Below are 13,696 nucleotides of genomic sequence, written 5' to 3'. Positions count from 1 at the left end.
TCGAACCGCGCCGGGACTGGTTCAGCCCAGTGCGGCGTCCACGATCGCCTTCGCCTCTTCGCGGTCGAGCCCCAGTTTCCTGGTCAGCGCCGCATAATCGGCGGCCGCCTGCCGGGCTCGCTCGCGAGTCTGGTCGCCGACGGCGCCGACGAACGTCCCGGCCCGGCCGCGGGTCTCGATCAAGCCCGCTTCTTCGAGTTCGCGATACGCCTTGGCGACGGTGTTGGGGGCGATGCCCAGGTCCTCGGCCAGTTTGCGCACGGTCGGGAGCTTCGCCCCGACGGGCAGCGTGCCGTCGTTGATCTGCGCCGCGTAGGCGGTCCGCACCTGCTCGAACGGCGGGACCGGGGAGTTCGGGTCGACCCTGACCATGCGGTTTCTCCCTGCTCGTAATGCCGTGAAGGCCCCCTTCACGACCCTGAGGGTAGGGAAGGAGGCCTTCACGGACAGCCGGGGGTTCAGTAGCGGGGCGGGACGACCTGGGTGGCGTCACCGGCGCCGCCGGGCACCACCTGGGTGCGGTCACCGCCCGCGGGGGAGACGACCTGGGTGCGATCGGCGCCGGCGTCCGCCTGCTGCTGCCGGGACACGACCTGCGTGCGGTCGGCGCTGCCGTCGATCGGCGGCCCGGCTTGCGGAGGCGGCGGCGGGAATCCGGGCTGGGGCATCCCGGGCGCCGGGACGCCGGCGAAGGGATTGCCGGGCTGCGGCGCGAAACCGGCCGGGACCGGAGGCGGCGGGAAGCCGGGCGCCTGGCCGTAAGGCGCGGGCGGCGGGAAACCGGGGTGCGGGCCGGGCGGGGGCTGTTGCCAGTTGCCCTGCGGCATGGGGCCGCCCGCGGGCGGGGGAGGAGGCGGGAAGCCGGGAGCCGGGCCGCCGCCGAAGTTCGGGTTCTGCGGGAAGGACATCGGCGGTTTCTTCGCCTGATTGACCTTCACGATGATCACCACGACCACGATGATGATAATGATGATCGCCAGGATCAGCAGGACCCAGCCGGCGCCGTCGCCGTCTCCGCTGCTGTGCACCCGGACCCGGTCCAGATATGGCGTCAGCGTCGTCAGCATCATTCCCCCTTAATGTCAGCCGACACCCTAACGGCCGGACGACGCGGGGATGGCCGCTTCCACCAGTTCCGTCAGATCTTCCGACCCCTCCGGCAGAGAATTCACCGGCCACCAACGAAGATCGTCCGATTCGTCGCTTTGGACCGGTTGCGCCCCACGCGGTGCGCGGACCGAAAAACGCACGTCGAAATGCCGGGTCGGCACGCCGAGCGAGCAGGTGATCGGGTGGACGTCGAGGTGCACCGGGACCGGGGCGATCACCAGGTCGTCGATCCCGGATTCCTCGCGGGCCTCACGTAAAGCGGCCGCGGCGAGCGTCTTGTCCTCCGGTTCGCAGTGCCCGCCGAGCTGAAGCCAGCGTCCGACTCGCGGGTGCAGGGTGAGCAGGACGTTTTCCCCGTCGGCGTCCAGAAGTACCGCGGAGGCGGTGATGTGCCCGGCCGCGCATTCACGGCGGCAGACGTCCTCGCGGGCAGCGAGGAAGCCCAAATAGGCCTGGCGCAAGGATTCCTGTGCGGCGTCCACCGGTCGCCAGCCGGACAAAGTGGACACGACGTCGTCATGCAGAGTCACAGCTCGAGAAGTCCTTCACCGGGTTCGACCGGGCCACGGGCGGGAGGGAGAGCGGCCGGGTGTCCGATCGCGACGGCGCCGAGCGGCTCCCAGCGGTCGTCCAGGCCGAGTACCTCGCGCACGACGTCCGCGGCGAAGATGGTCGACCCGATCCAGCACGAGCCGAGGTCTTCGGCGGCGAGCGCGACCAGCAGGCCTTGCACCGCCGCCCCGCCCGCGACGGTGAACATCGTGTGCTCGCAAGCGTTCCGCCGCTCGTCGCGGTAGGTGTGCGCGCCCTCGGCGACGAGGAACGGCACCACGACTTCGGGGGCGTCGTAGAGGATGTCGCCGCGGCTGAGCCGTTTCGCGACCTGCTCGGGAGTGAAGTCGTCGCCGCCGAGATCGGCCTGCCACGACGCCTTCATCGCGTCGAGAAGCTTGCGGCGCAAGCCTTCCTCGCGCAGCCACACGAACCGGACCGGTTTGGTGTGGTGCGGCGCGGGCGCCGTCAGCGCGGTCCCGACGGCGCGGCGCAGCACCTCGGGATCGACCGGCTCGTCGGTGAAGGACCGGATCGAACGCCGCGCGAGCACCGCCTCGCGACGGCCTTTCGCGATCGCTTCGTTGGTGCCGAGCCGGAACAAGTCCTCTTCGGTGGGCCGGATCAGCTTCCGGGCGTTGGAACCGTCATCGGTCAAACGCAGCCCGCGGACGACGGCGACCGGGGTCCCGCCGAGTTTGCCCTTGACCAGATCCGCCGCGGACGCGAGTTCGTCGGCGATCGCCACTTCGGTGACCGCGAGTTCGTTGCCCTGGCCGTCGATCTCGCCGGCGTAGGAATGCAGCACCCGCAGGCCGGACGCGCCGATCGCGGCGTCGATCTGCCCGACCCGCCACGCGCGGCCCATGGTGTCGGTGACGACGACCGCGACCTCGACGCCCAGCCGCTCGCGCAGCCCGTTCCGCAGCGCGAGCGCGGAAGCGTCCGGATCGGACGGCAGCAGCGCGACCTCGCCGGAGGCCACATTGGACGCGTCCACCCCGGACGCGGCCTGCACGATGCCGAGCCTGTTCTCGGTGATCACCGTCCGGTTGATCCGTGCGATCACGCGGACAGACTCCTCCTCGACGAGCTTCCGCCGGGCGGCGTCACGCTCCTCGGGGTCGGCCGGGACGCGGATCAGCATGCCTTCGGCCTTGGAGACGATCTTGCTCGTGACGACCAGGACGTCGCCCGAGCGCAGCCACGGGGCCGCCTCGACGATGGCCCCGGTCAGGTCGTCACCGGGGCGGAACTCCGGGAGGCCGTCGACCGGGAGGATCTCGATCTTCGTGGAAGCGTGATCAGTCGGCTTCTGTTCAGTCAACGGAAACTCCGGCCAGATCCAGCGCCGCGCGCACCATCGCCGCGGTCGCGTCCACATCGGACATCAGCAGGGGAACGTCGCGGACGGCGACCCCCGGTACGTCGACGGTCTCCCCCTCGGCGACCAGCCAGCCGTCGAGCACGCCTTCCGGAGATTCCTCGCGGGACCCGTAATGCCGCCCGACAGCCTCGGCCGAGGTCTCCACGCCGATCGCGCTCAGGCACGCGTCGGCCATGCCGCGCAACGCCTTCCCGCCGATGATCGGCGAGATGCCGACGACCTTGGCGCGCGTCTTGCGCAGCGCGTCACGCACCCCCGGGACACCGAGGACGGTGCCCACCGAGACCACCGGGTTGGACGGCGCGAACAGCACGATGTCGGCACCCGCGATCGCTTCCAGCACACCCGGCGCCGGTTTCGCCTCGTCGGCGCCGACGGCGATGATCGAATGCGCCTTCGGCTCGGAGCGGTAGCGCACCCACCACTCCTGGAAGTGGATGGCCTTGCGCTGCTCGGGGTTCTCGGGGTCATCGATCACGACGTGCGTCTCGACGCGGTCGTCCGTCATCGGCAGCAGGTGGACGCCCGGCTTCCAGCGATCGCACAACGCCTCGGTGACCTGCGACAGCGGATAGCCCGCGCGCAGCATCCGCGAACGGATCAGATGCGTCGCGATGTCCTTGTCGCCCAGCCCGAACCAGGTCGGCTCGGCGCCGTATTCGGCGAGTTCCTCCTTGACCGTCCAGGTCTCGCCGGCGTGCCCCCACCCGCGTTCGGAATCGATCCCTCCGCCCAGGGTGTACATGCAGGTGTCCAGGTCCGGGCAGATGCGCAGACCGTGCATCCACACGTCGTCCCCGGTGTTCACCAGCGCGGTCACGGTATGCGGCGAATCCGGCGCGGAACCGGTCGCGGGCAGACCCAGTACTTGCTTGACCCCCAGCAGGAAGCGGGCCCCGCCCACTCCGCCGACCAAAACGACAACCTTCACGACAGGCGATCCTCGCACGCGCCCGGACCGGGCACCCAGTAGCGGTACCTGTGGTGCTCCCTACAGCCCATGCCCTCGTATAGCGCGAGCGCGCCGGGATTCCCCATCGCGACCTGCAGCACCATGCCCGTCGCGCCCTGTGCTGCGGCCCAGGCGCCCACCGCGTTCATCAGCCCGCTCGCCAGCCCGCGCCTGCGGAACTCCGGCCGGACGGCGAGCCGGGCGACGTGCAGCCACTCGCCGACGATCGCGCCGCGGACCGCCCCGGCCGTGCCGCCGTCCAGGTCCACGACGCCGTAGCCGATCTTTCCGGTGCTCAGGACGTACCGCTGCGCCTCCGTCGGCGCCGGTCCGCCCGCGGTCAGCTCCCACCATCCGGACGTCGGCTCGTCGAGGATCTCGGCTCCCGCCGAGGTCCCGTGCGGGAGCGGCCCGGTCAGCACGCGCACCTCGTGATCGGGCCGGTGTTCCACATGGTGGACCCACCCTTGCGCGGCGATGGCGTCTTCGGTGGACGTGTCCTGGATCACCTGAACGACCGCCGGGATCCCCCGACCGTGTGCGAAGTCACAGACCCCGTTCAAGGCCGCTGGCAGCGGTTTTCCCGGTTCCCCGATCGCCAGGGCGCTGTTCGCCCGAGCCGTGAAGCCGTCCGACCAGCGCAGCCTCCAGTCCCCGATCCGCGCTTCGTCGAGGGGAGGCCAGGCCCGGCTGCAGGTGAGCTCGAGCAATTCCGCAGTGTTCACGGTTAGATTGTGTCAAGGAAGGCAGTGGAGGGACCCGATGAGCATCGCGCGCAAGGACGACCGGCACAACGAAGACCTGGTCCGCGAGATCTCCGACGGCTTCAACCGGGCTTGGGACTCGGAAAAGGCCGTCGAGGAAGCGGACACCGAAAAGGCGAAACCCGCCGCGCCGCAGTTCGTCATCACGGGGGACAGCAGGGCCACTCCGCCGCCTCGCCGACGGGACCGCTGAGGTCCATACCCGGAGTACGGATAAGGGTGGCCTAACCGGGCCGGCCGCGCCCGCGGGCGCGTAATGTCCGCGTCAGACTGGTGAAGCAGAGATAAGCAGGAGTGCGCAGTGACCTACGTGATCGCCGAGCCCTGCGTCGATGTGCTCGACAAGGCGTGTATCGACGAGTGCCCCGTGGACTGCATCTACGAGGGTGACCGGATGCTGTACATCCACCCGGACGAATGCGTCGACTGCGGTGCCTGCGAGCCGGTCTGCCCCGTCGAGGCGATCTACTACGAGGACGACGTCCCCGAGGAGTGGAACGACTACACCAAGGCGAACGTCGACTTCTTCGACGAACTCGGTTCGCCCGGTGGTGCCTCGAAGGTCGGTAAGACCAGCCACGACCCCGCCTTCATCAAGGCCCTTCCCCCGCAGGGCGAATGACCCGGGTCGTGCTCCCCGATTTTCCCTGGGACTCCCTCGCCGAGGTCAAGGCGAGGGCCCAGGCCCACCCCGGTGGCATCGTCGACCTGTCGATCGGCACGCCGGTGGACCCGGTCCCCGAGAGCATCCGCGCGGCGCTCGCGTCCGTGTCGGATATCCCGGGGTACCCGACCACGCACGGGATTCCCGAGCTGAGGGCCGCCGCGATCGACGCGCTTTCGCGGCGCCACGGCATCGAGGGTGTCCCGGCCGAGGCCGTGCTGCCGACGATCGGCTCGAAGGAACTGGTCGCCGCGCTGCCGCGACTGCTGGGCTTCGGCCCCGGCGACCTCATCGTCATCCCCGAGGTGGCGTACCCGACCTACGAGGTCGGGGTGCTGCTCGCCGGCGCTTCGCTGCTGCGGGCGGACAGCACGGTCGCGCTCGGCCCGCAGCGCCCGGCGATGCTGTGGCTCAACTCGCCGTCCAACCCGACCGGCAAGGTGCTCGGCGTCGAGCACCTGCGCAAGGTCGTCGAATGGGCACGCGAACGCGATGTCGTCGTGGTCTCCGACGAGTGTTACCTGGCGCTGGGCTGGGAAAACGAGCCCGTGTCGATCCTGCACCCGTCCGTGCGCGGCGGCTCCCTCGACGGCCTGCTGGCCGTCCACTCGCTGTCGAAGTCGGCGAATCTCGCGAGCTACCGCGCCGGGTTCGTCACCGGTGACCCGAAGCTCGTCGCCCGGCTGCTGGAGATCCGCAAGCACTCCGGGATGATGGTGCCGCGTCCGGTGCAGGAGGCCATGGTCGCCGCGCTGAAGGACGACGAAGCCCTTGCCCTGCAACGGGAACGCTATGCGCGCCGCCGTCTGGTGCTGCGGAAGGCGTTGCTGGACAGCGGTTTCGAGATCTCGCACTCCGAGGCCGGGCTGTACTTGTGGTCCACACGCGGGGAAAGCGCCCACGACACGGTGGACTGGCTCGCCGATCGCGGCATCCTCGCCGCGCCGGGCACCTTCTACGGTCCGACGGGCGGCCGGCACGTCCGGATCGCGCTGACCGCCACCGACGAGCGGATCGACGCGGCCGCGGAGCGCCTCGCCTCCTGACGTACTTCAGCTCACGTCGCGGCCGGTGAAACCCCGGTAGATGAACCGCGTGAGCGCCTCGATGGCCTCCTCTTCGGAGACCGATGAGCTGTCGAGCAGCCACGTGTGCGCGAAGCCGTTGGCCAGTTCGGCCATCATCGTGAGCGAAAGCCGTTCCGAGGCGGGGAGTTCCCAGCCCGCGTCGGTGATGTACCTGAGATGGCCGATGATGTCGGCCGCCTGATCGGCGCCGAACCGGGCGAGGGTGCGCGCGAAGTCGTCGCTGACCATCGCGGCCTGGCGCAGCGCGAGCATCGTCGCGGCGTGGTCGCGGTGGAAGTTCCAGTACTCGCGGACGTGCCAGCGCACCGCGTCCGGGTCGGTGAAGTCCGCTTTGTGGCCTTCCTGCGACGCGTTGACGTCGCTGGCCGCCGCGAGGTCGGCGAGGAGCGATTCGAGCAGCTCTTCCTTGCTCGCGAAGTGGTTGTAGAACGACCCCGCCGCGCGCCCGGCCTCCGCGGTGATGTCGGTGATCTTGGTGTTCAGGTACCCCTTCGCCGCGAAGACGCGCTTCGCCGCGTCCTTGAGCGCGGCCTCGGTCTCCGCCGCCTTCTCCTTGCGGCTCGTCGCCGTCATGGGCACCTCCTTGACACGGAAGGCTAGCAACGGTCATAGTGAATTTAGATTCACTGAATCATAATTCACCCAACTGAGGGGAAGTGGCCGAGATGACCGAGGTGCTGATCGCGGGGGCCGGGCCGACCGGACTCACGCTGGCCATCGACCTCGCGCGCCGCGGCGTCGGCGTACGGATCGTGGAGAAGGACGAGACGTTCTTCGAGGGCTCGCGCGGCGACGGCCTGCAGCCCCGCACGCTGGAGGTCTTCGAGGACCTCGGGGTGCTCGACCAGGTGCTGGCCGCCGGGCAGGCGCCGGTCCCGCTGAAGATCCACCTGGGCGGCGAGGTCGTCGGTGAGCGCATGATGGCCGAGCTCGCCGAGCCGACACCGGACGTGCCTTACCCGAACGGCTGGTTCCTCGGCCAGTCGCGGACCGAGGGCATCCTGCGCGACCGGCTCGCCGAGTTCGGCGTCCGGGCCGAGCTCGGCACCCCGTTGCTCGGCTTCGAGCAGGACGCCGACGGCGTGACGGCCGAACTGCCCGGGGAGCGGGTCCGGGTCGACTACCTCGTCGGCGCGGACGGCGGGAAGAGCTTCGTGCGCAAAGCCCTCGGCATCGCGTTCGAGGGGACCACCGACGAAGCGATCCGCATGCTGCTGGGCGACGTCCAGGCCGAGGGGCTCGATCGCGCGTACGGGCACTGGTTCGCGAAGCCCGAGAACCCGATGTCGGGGATCGTTCTCACACCGCTGCCCGGGGTGCCGCATTTCCAGTTCGGCGCGCCGCTCGGGGAGGAGGAGGTCGAGGCCTCGCTGACCACGCTCCAGACCCGGCTCGACGCGCTGTCCGGCGGCGGGATCCGGCTGCACGACCTCGCCTGGTCGACGGTGTGGCGGCCGAACATCCGGCTCGCCGAGCGGTTCCGGAGCGGCCGGGTGTTCCTCGCCGGTGACGCGGCGCACGTCCACCCGCCGACCGGCGGGCAGGGGCTCAACACCGGCGTGCAGGACGGGTACAACCTCGGCTGGAAGCTCGCCGACGGCTCGCCCGAGGCGCTCGACAGCTACGAGCCCGAGCGTCGCGGGGTCGCGGCCCACGTGCTGAAGGTCAGCACCGAGATCCTCCAGAAGTACGTCGAGGGCGCGGAAGACGCCCACGAGCGCGGTGAGAACACCCGCCAGCTCGACATCGGCTACCGCGGCGGGCCGCTCGCACCCGCGGCGATCGGGCGGATCCGGCCCGGCGACCGCGCGCCGGACGCGCCGCTGGCGGACGCCAACGGCAAACCCGTCCGGCTGTTCGAGCTTATGCGCGGCCCGCAGGTCACGGTGCTGGTGTTCGGTGACGGTCCCGCTCCCGAAGGCGCGCGCCGGATCCTGCCCGCGGGCAGCGCACTGTCCGATGTGGACTTCGAGGACGTCGGCGGGCACGCCTTCGCCGCGTATGAGGCCGAGAACGGGCGGCAGGTGCTGATCCGCCCGGACGGTTACGTCCGGGCGATCACCGCGGGCTGATCGCGCGGGCGGCCTCGTCGACCTCCGCCCAGACCTGACGCCACACGGCGCGGACCCCGGCGCGGCGCAGCAGTTCCTTCTCCGCGATCCGGCCGGCGATGAAGGCGACGTCGGTGTCGACCGAGTCCAGGACACCGCGCATACGGTCGGCGGCGACGCAGGCGTCCTGATGATCGCCGAGGACGGTCTGGAGGTCCTTCGTGGCCTTGATCAGCCGCTGGATCCGCGCCGCTTCCTTCTTCTTGGCGGCGGGTTTGGCCATCTCGGCGGCGTAGCGCAGTTTCTTGCCGTGGATGCGCAATGCGTGCAGGTCGTCGTCCGGGGGATCGGCCGGGAGCGCCTTGACGGCCTTGGCGAGTTTGCGATGTGGTTTCGCCAGCCCGGCGACGAGGTCGGCGGCGGTGGGGCCGTCGGATTTCGAAGAGTCCACAGTGGAGTCGTCGAGGGCGGTGGGCTGCCGGGCCAGGCGGCCGATGTCCTGCAGCATCGAGGTGTACCGGGGGCTGGCGAGCGCCCGGGTCAGCCGCCGCTTCGCGACCCCGCGTTCGGTGACGAACTTCGACACCAGGCGGCGCGCGGCGGGCTGGTCGCGCACCTCGAACTCGGTGACGACCTCCCGCAGATGCCCGATCAGGACGTCGTAGTCGCGGACGTCGCCGAGCGACTGGCCGAGCCAGCCCAGTTCGCCACGCACCGGTTCGGCGTCCGGGCCGACGAGGCGGCCCGAAAGCTTCAGGACGCTGCGCATGCGGCGCAGCGCGACCCGCATCTGGTGCAGGTCCTCGGGGTCGACACCGGATTTCGTGCCCGGCTCGTGCTCCAGCAGGGCGCGGATCTCGATGTCGAGTTTGACCCGGACGTGGGTGGCCGCCGGGTCGCCCGGCCCGGCTTTCGCCGGACGGTCGCCGAGCCCGAGTGCGGCCGGAGTTGTCGAAGGGGCGTTCTTGTGAGGCAGGGTCTCGGCTGTCACAAAATGAATTCTAGGTGAACCGGCAAGGTGCTCCGAGCCGTGAACGAAGCAAGGGACCTTTGCTACCGCTCTCCGGGGGAGAGTGACAGCAAAGGTCCCTTGCTCTCTTTTCGCAGGTCAGTTGGCGTGCAGGGCCGCGTTCAGCTCGATGCCGACACCGGTGCGCGCGACGACCTCGACGGCGCCGGTCCCGGAATTCCGGCGGAACACCGCGCCCGAGATGCCGGACAGCTCCAGCGCCTTCACGACCTTGCCCTCGAAGACGACCTTCGTGCCCGCCGTGACGTACAGGCCGGCCTCGACGACCGAGTCGTCGCCGAGCGAGATGCCGACGCCGCCGTTCGCGCCGATCAGGCAGCGCTCGCCGATCGAGATGGTCTGCTTGCCGCCACCGGACAGCGTGCCCATGATCGACGCGCCGCCGCCGACGTCGGAGCCGTCGCCGACCACGACACCGGCCGAGATCCGGCCCTCGACCATGGAGGCGCCGAGCGTGCCGGCGTTGAAGTTGACGAAGCCCTCGTGCATGACCGTGGTGCCGTTGGCCAGGTGCGCGCCGAGGCGGGCGCGGTCGGCGTCGGCGATGCGGACGCCGGCCGGGACCACGTAGTCGACCATCCGCGGGAACTTGTCCACGCTGTAGACGGTGACGTTGCCGCGTGACCGCAGCCGCAGGCGGGTCGCCTCGAAGCCCTCGACGGGGCACGGCCCGTGGTTGGTCCACACGACGTTCGCCAGCAGGCCGAAGAGGCCGTCGAGGCTCGCTCCGTGCGGGCGGACCATCCGGTGCGACAGCAGGTGAAGACGCAGGTAGACGTCGTGCGTGTCGCCGGGGGCGTCGGCGAGGCGGGTGATGGTCGTGCGGACCGCGACGACCTCGACACCGCGATCGGTGTCCGGGCCGAGCTGCGCGGCGGCGGCCTCGCCGAGGGCATCGGTGGCCTCTTCGGCGGTCAGCCGCACCGTGCCGGGCTTGTCCTCGGTTCCCTCGGTCAGCTTGGGCAGCGGGAACCAGGTGTCCAGCACCGTTCCGTCGGTCGTGACGGTGGCCAGTCCGACGCCGGTGGCGCCGGTCGTTTCAGGATCAGGGGTCTGCTCGCTCACGCCCTGAACGGTAACCCAGTGAGCCGCGTCAGCCGCCGACGAGGCTCTTCACCGCGGTCAGTGCCGCGGCCATGTCGACGAGAGCCTGGGTGCAGGGACCGCCGGCGGCCGCCTGGTCCTGGCAGTTCGTGGTGCGGAACGCGGTGATCGGGCGTTCGAGGGCCGTGGTGTTCGCCGCCAGGTCCGGCCTGCGCTTGCGGATGTTGCCCTCGGCGCCGGAGACCTCGGTGACGTACTTCTGGCAGCCCTTCGGCGACTCGGTCGCCGGCGCCAGGTAGCACTGGTCGGTGGTCAACGCCTTGAGCTTGATCGGCAACACGTCCGGCCCGGTACTGCGGGTGGGCGTCACCTTCACCGGGGTCTCGCTCGAGCCGCAGCCGCCGACCACCAGGAGTAGGGCGATCAAGATCGCTCGCATGCGCACTCCTTCACGGTAGCCCGGCGGCCTCGGCGGTACGGTGCGGGCATGCCTTCCCTCGATCTGCACGCGGACCCTGTCGAGATCACCGCCGCGCTGGTGGACATCTTCAGCGTTTCGGAAGAGGAGAAGGTGATCGCGGACGTCGTGCAGTCCGCGCTCCAGACACAGGCCGGGCATCTCGAGGTGATCCGCAACGGCGACGCCGTCCTCGCCCGCACGAACCTCGGCCGCCCTTCGCGCGTGGTGCTGGCCGGGCATCTCGACACCGTTCCGGTCAACGAGAACATGCCGGTGCGCCGCGAGGGGACCGGTGACGACGAGATCCTGCACGGTCTCGGCACCGTCGACATGAAGAGCGGCGACGCCGTCTTCCTGCACCTCGCCGCCGCCCTACGCGAGCCGAAGCACGACATCACCTTCGTGTTCTACGACTGCGAAGAGATTGAAGTGGTGAAGAACGGCCTCGGCCGCATCGAGCGCGAGCTGCCCGAGTGGCTGCAGGGCGACCTCGCGATCCTCGGCGAGCCTTCGAACGGCGGGATCGAGGCGGGCTGCCAGGGCACGATGCGGATCGAGATCCGCGTCGAAGGCGTCCGGGCGCACACCGCGCGCGGCTGGATGGGCGTCAACGCGATCCACGGCCTCACCGAACCCCTGCGCAGGCTGGCCGAGTACACGCCGCGCGTGGTCGACATCGACGGCCTCACCTACCGCGAGGGCCTGCAGGCCACCAAGATCGGCGGCGGCGTCGCGGGCAACGTCGTGCCGGACGAAGCCGTGCTCACGATCAACCACCGGTTCGCCCCCGACCGCGACGGCGCGCAGGCGGAGGCCCACCTCCGTGAGGTCTTCGAGGGCTACGACGTCAAGGTCGTCGACTTGTCGCCAGGAGCACTCCCCGGGCTGAGCGCTCCCGCCGCGGCCGAACTGGTCACGGCGGCCGGTGGCAAGGCGGTCGCGAAGCTGGGCTGGACCGACGTCGCGCGCTTCGCGGCTCTCGGGATTCCCGCGGTGAACTTCGGGCCGGGCGACCCGACGCTGGCGCACACGCGGCAGGAGAACGTGCGGGCCGGGGAGATCCGGCAGGTCGCCACGGTGCTGCGCGACTTCCTCAGCTGACCCGCACTGACCTGGCGCTGACCTGGGAAAAGAGAGCAAGGGACCTTTGCTGTCGCCGCCGGTCCCTATCGGTGACGTCTTTCAGATCCGTAGGTGCAGGGTGTTCCGGCGTGGGGTCTGTGTGGGGTCGAGGTAGGCGGGTGGGGTGAATTCGGGGAGTCCGTCTTGGGTGATGTGGACTTTCCATTGGCTGCTGTGGATGAGTTTGTGGTGGCGTCCGCAGAGCAGGACGAGGTTGTCGATCTTTGTTTCGCCGTGGTGTCGCCACATGACGATGTGATGGGCGGTGCAGCGGAACACCGGCATATCGCAGCCGGGCCAGGCGCAACCCCCGTCGCGGGCGGTCAACGCGTATTTCTGCGGGACGGTGACGGTGCGGGCACTGCGTCCCACGTCCAACGGCTCCCCGGCTTTGCCGAGGACAACGGGTCGGATGCGGCAGTCACACGCCAGGATCCTCGCGTCGGTGGCGTTAAGCGGCCCGGCCAACTCCAGCTGTGCCGATCCGAGGTCCCGGATCAGGTCTTCATACGACATGGTGATCAAGATGTGGGTGGATTCCCCCGCCTGACCCGGCAAGTCGGGGCTGGCGGTCTTCATGCGTATGTAGTCACCGAACGCGTCTCCGTACCGTTCGGCCTGGGTCCGCGGATCGCGTTCGCCGTCTTCGGCCTTGTGGGGTTTCGCCAGGGGATCGAGGTCGGTCCTCAACCGGGCGTAGATCTCTTGGTCGACGGTGGCGACCACACCGAGGCTGCCGTCCCGGTGATGGACGAACTTCAACTCCGGGCGGGCCGGTTTCGGGTCATCGTCCTTCGGTTCTTTCCCGTCAGGATCCAGGCGGGCGAGCAGGTCACGTCCGGCCCGGGCGACTGCTTTCGGCCCGGCGACCCGGGCAAGGTCGACCAGGATCTTCTCCCCGGCCCGCACCTCCTCCTCAGGCACGGTGGCGGGGATCTGGGTGAGGGTGCGGATGATCGGGTCGAGCTGGGCACCACCCACCGCGCCCTCGGCAGCGGCCACAGCCGCCAACGGAGCCACCGCGGGCACATCCTGACCGGTGAACGTCGGTGTCGGATGCAACGCCAGCACCCGTTCGGCACGGGCTTTCGCATCGGCGGGGGTCAGGCGCAGGTCTTCCTCGATCAACCCGGCCAGTGAATCGTGTCCGGTGACTCCCCGCAGCCCGCGCCGATGAATTTCGGCATATACCTCGTATTGCTCGGCCAGCAGTTTCCGGGCCGCGACTTCGATGTCCACTGTCCGTGCCAGCAGCATGTTCTTGTCGACGCGCCACCATTCGTGGCGCGTCGACTCGGGAACATCAGTGCTGGTCACAGCATCAACGCTACCAGAATTCGAACGCGTGTTCTATCTAAATCGCAAGGTATTTAAGACGCTGGAATCACCCGAAAGGGCAATCTGGGAAGTCGCGTAGCGTCCTACGTGCACGAAGCGCGCTTACGCGGAAATGTATACCGCAAGTACTTGGC

16 protein-coding genes are annotated in these 13,696 nt (G+C 69.6%); 5 read left to right on the top strand and 11 right to left on the bottom strand.

All coding sequences use genetic code 11. From position 1 onward, the window contains the following. Positions 1-21: 21 nt before the first annotated feature. The 6 genes from ACLJRL_RS12515 to ACLJRL_RS12490 all read right to left on the bottom strand — a co-directional run bounded on the left by ACLJRL_RS12515 (position 22) and on the right by ACLJRL_RS12490 (position 4,711). The gene (locus ACLJRL_RS12515; protein WP_410656297.1) at positions 22-372 is read right to left on the bottom strand and encodes a GntR family transcriptional regulator; all 351 of its coding nucleotides are present in this window, start codon (positions 370-372) and stop codon (positions 22-24) included. Positions 373-458: 86 nt separating this feature from the next. Continuing rightward, positions 459-1,067, bottom strand: coding sequence for a hypothetical protein (locus ACLJRL_RS12510; protein WP_410656296.1), 609 nt, complete (start codon positions 1,065-1,067; stop codon positions 459-461). A 27-nt stretch (positions 1,068-1,094) separates the two neighbouring features. Then, positions 1,095-1,640 carry an NUDIX hydrolase gene (locus ACLJRL_RS12505; RefSeq protein WP_410656295.1) on the bottom strand — a complete coding sequence of 182 codons (546 nt, stop codon included), beginning with the start codon at positions 1,638-1,640 and terminating at the stop codon, positions 1,095-1,097. Next, positions 1,637-3,046 carry a coenzyme F420-0:L-glutamate ligase gene (locus ACLJRL_RS12500; RefSeq protein WP_410656294.1) on the bottom strand — a complete coding sequence of 470 codons (1,410 nt, stop codon included), beginning with the start codon at positions 3,044-3,046 and terminating at the stop codon, positions 1,637-1,639. The genes ACLJRL_RS12505 and ACLJRL_RS12500 overlap by 4 nt, the downstream gene beginning before the upstream one ends. Further along, positions 2,982-3,980, bottom strand: coding sequence for a 2-phospho-L-lactate transferase (gene cofD / locus ACLJRL_RS12495; RefSeq protein WP_410656293.1), 999 nt, complete (start codon positions 3,978-3,980; stop codon positions 2,982-2,984). The genes ACLJRL_RS12500 and cofD overlap by 65 nt, the downstream gene beginning before the upstream one ends. Next, a complete protein-coding gene (locus tag ACLJRL_RS12490) occupies positions 3,977-4,711 on the bottom strand; it encodes a GNAT family N-acetyltransferase (RefSeq protein WP_410656902.1) in 735 nt (244 codons plus the stop codon). Before ACLJRL_RS12490 ends, cofD begins: the two co-directional genes overlap by 4 nt. Before the next feature lie 52 nt (positions 4,712-4,763). On the opposite strand from ACLJRL_RS12490, the gene ACLJRL_RS12485 reads away from it, so the two are divergent. From ACLJRL_RS12485 to dapC, 3 genes are all read left to right on the top strand, one after another. Further along, the gene (locus ACLJRL_RS12485; protein ID WP_410656292.1) at positions 4,764-4,958 is read left to right on the top strand and encodes a hypothetical protein; all 195 of its coding nucleotides are present in this window, start codon (positions 4,764-4,766) and stop codon (positions 4,956-4,958) included. A 108-nt stretch (positions 4,959-5,066) separates the two neighbouring features. Beyond that, on the top strand, positions 5,067-5,387 hold the full coding sequence (fdxA, locus tag ACLJRL_RS12480; RefSeq protein ID WP_410656291.1) for a ferredoxin: 321 nt from the start codon (positions 5,067-5,069) through the stop codon (positions 5,385-5,387). Beyond that, a complete protein-coding gene (dapC, locus tag ACLJRL_RS12475) occupies positions 5,384-6,475 on the top strand; it encodes a succinyldiaminopimelate transaminase (RefSeq protein WP_410656290.1) in 1,092 nt (363 codons plus the stop codon). Before fdxA ends, dapC begins: the two co-directional genes overlap by 4 nt. A 6-nt stretch (positions 6,476-6,481) precedes the next feature. On the opposite strand, the gene ACLJRL_RS12470 is transcribed toward dapC, so the two are convergent. After that, positions 6,482-7,090, bottom strand: coding sequence for a TetR/AcrR family transcriptional regulator (locus tag ACLJRL_RS12470; protein WP_410656289.1), 609 nt, complete (start codon positions 7,088-7,090; stop codon positions 6,482-6,484). 92 nt (positions 7,091-7,182) lie between these two features. Between ACLJRL_RS12470 and ACLJRL_RS12465 the strand changes: the two genes are divergently transcribed. Further along, positions 7,183-8,589, top strand: a complete 1,407-nt coding sequence (locus ACLJRL_RS12465; RefSeq protein ID WP_410656288.1) for an FAD-dependent monooxygenase — start codon at positions 7,183-7,185, stop codon at positions 8,587-8,589. Here ACLJRL_RS12465 and ACLJRL_RS12460 read toward each other — a convergent pair. The 3 genes from ACLJRL_RS12460 to ACLJRL_RS12450 all read right to left on the bottom strand — a co-directional run bounded on the left by ACLJRL_RS12460 (position 8,576) and on the right by ACLJRL_RS12450 (position 11,081). Further along, positions 8,576-9,559: a CHAD domain-containing protein gene (locus ACLJRL_RS12460; RefSeq protein WP_410656287.1), complete on the bottom strand. Its 984-nt coding sequence runs from the start codon at positions 9,557-9,559 to the stop codon at positions 8,576-8,578. The genes ACLJRL_RS12465 and ACLJRL_RS12460 overlap by 14 nt on opposite strands. Before the next feature lie 117 nt (positions 9,560-9,676). Further along, positions 9,677-10,663 (bottom strand): 2,3,4,5-tetrahydropyridine-2,6-dicarboxylate N-succinyltransferase, encoded by a 987-nt coding sequence (gene dapD / locus ACLJRL_RS12455; RefSeq protein ID WP_410656286.1) that lies wholly within the window; start codon positions 10,661-10,663, stop codon positions 9,677-9,679. 28 nt (positions 10,664-10,691) lie between these two features. After that, the gene (locus ACLJRL_RS12450; protein ID WP_410656285.1) at positions 10,692-11,081 is read right to left on the bottom strand and encodes a hypothetical protein; all 390 of its coding nucleotides are present in this window, start codon (positions 11,079-11,081) and stop codon (positions 10,692-10,694) included. Positions 11,082-11,129: 48 nt separating this feature from the next. Here ACLJRL_RS12450 and dapE point away from each other — a divergent pair, with 48 nt between their 5' ends. Then, positions 11,130-12,203, top strand: coding sequence for a succinyl-diaminopimelate desuccinylase (gene dapE / locus ACLJRL_RS12445; protein WP_410656284.1), 1,074 nt, complete (start codon positions 11,130-11,132; stop codon positions 12,201-12,203). An 81-nt stretch (positions 12,204-12,284) separates the two neighbouring features. Here the strand turns inward: dapE and ACLJRL_RS12440 are convergent, their stop codons facing one another. Continuing rightward, entirely contained in the window at positions 12,285-13,541 is a 1,257-nt protein-coding gene (locus tag ACLJRL_RS12440) for a DUF222 domain-containing protein (protein ID WP_410656283.1), read from the bottom strand. Positions 13,542-13,696: the final 155 nt, after the last annotated feature.

The organism is Amycolatopsis sp. lyj-112, from assembly GCF_046549055.1.
In the GTDB taxonomy this organism is placed as follows: Bacteria; Actinomycetota; Actinomycetes; order Mycobacteriales; family Pseudonocardiaceae; genus Amycolatopsis.
Note: the sequence above shows the minus strand (reverse complement) of the source record. Positions and strands in the feature narration are given on the sequence as shown.

What these genes read in the sequence shown, in the direction of transcription:
- ACLJRL_RS12515 (WP_410656297.1), bottom strand. Translation starts at nt 372, where the DNA reads ATGGTCAGGGTCGACCCGAACTCCCCGGTCCCGCCGTTCGAGCAGGTG.
- ACLJRL_RS12510 (WP_410656296.1), bottom strand. Translation starts at nt 1,067, where the DNA reads ATGCTGACGACGCTGACGCCATATCTGGACCGGGTCCGGGTGCACAGC.
- ACLJRL_RS12500 (WP_410656294.1), bottom strand. Translation starts at nt 3,046, where the DNA reads ATGTGGACGCGACCGCGGCGATGGTGCGCGCGGCGCTGGATCTGGCCG.
- ACLJRL_RS12485 (WP_410656292.1), top strand. Translation starts at nt 4,764, where the DNA reads ATGAGCATCGCGCGCAAGGACGACCGGCACAACGAAGACCTGGTCCGC.
- dapC (WP_410656290.1), top strand. Translation starts at nt 5,384, where the DNA reads ATGACCCGGGTCGTGCTCCCCGATTTTCCCTGGGACTCCCTCGCCGAG.
- ACLJRL_RS12470 (WP_410656289.1), bottom strand. Translation starts at nt 7,090, where the DNA reads ATGACGGCGACGAGCCGCAAGGAGAAGGCGGCGGAGACCGAGGCCGCG.
- ACLJRL_RS12465 (WP_410656288.1), top strand. Translation starts at nt 7,183, where the DNA reads ATGACCGAGGTGCTGATCGCGGGGGCCGGGCCGACCGGACTCACGCTG.
- ACLJRL_RS12450 (WP_410656285.1), bottom strand. Translation starts at nt 11,081, where the DNA reads ATGCGAGCGATCTTGATCGCCCTACTCCTGGTGGTCGGCGGCTGCGGC.
- dapE (WP_410656284.1), top strand. Translation starts at nt 11,130, where the DNA reads ATGCCTTCCCTCGATCTGCACGCGGACCCTGTCGAGATCACCGCCGCG.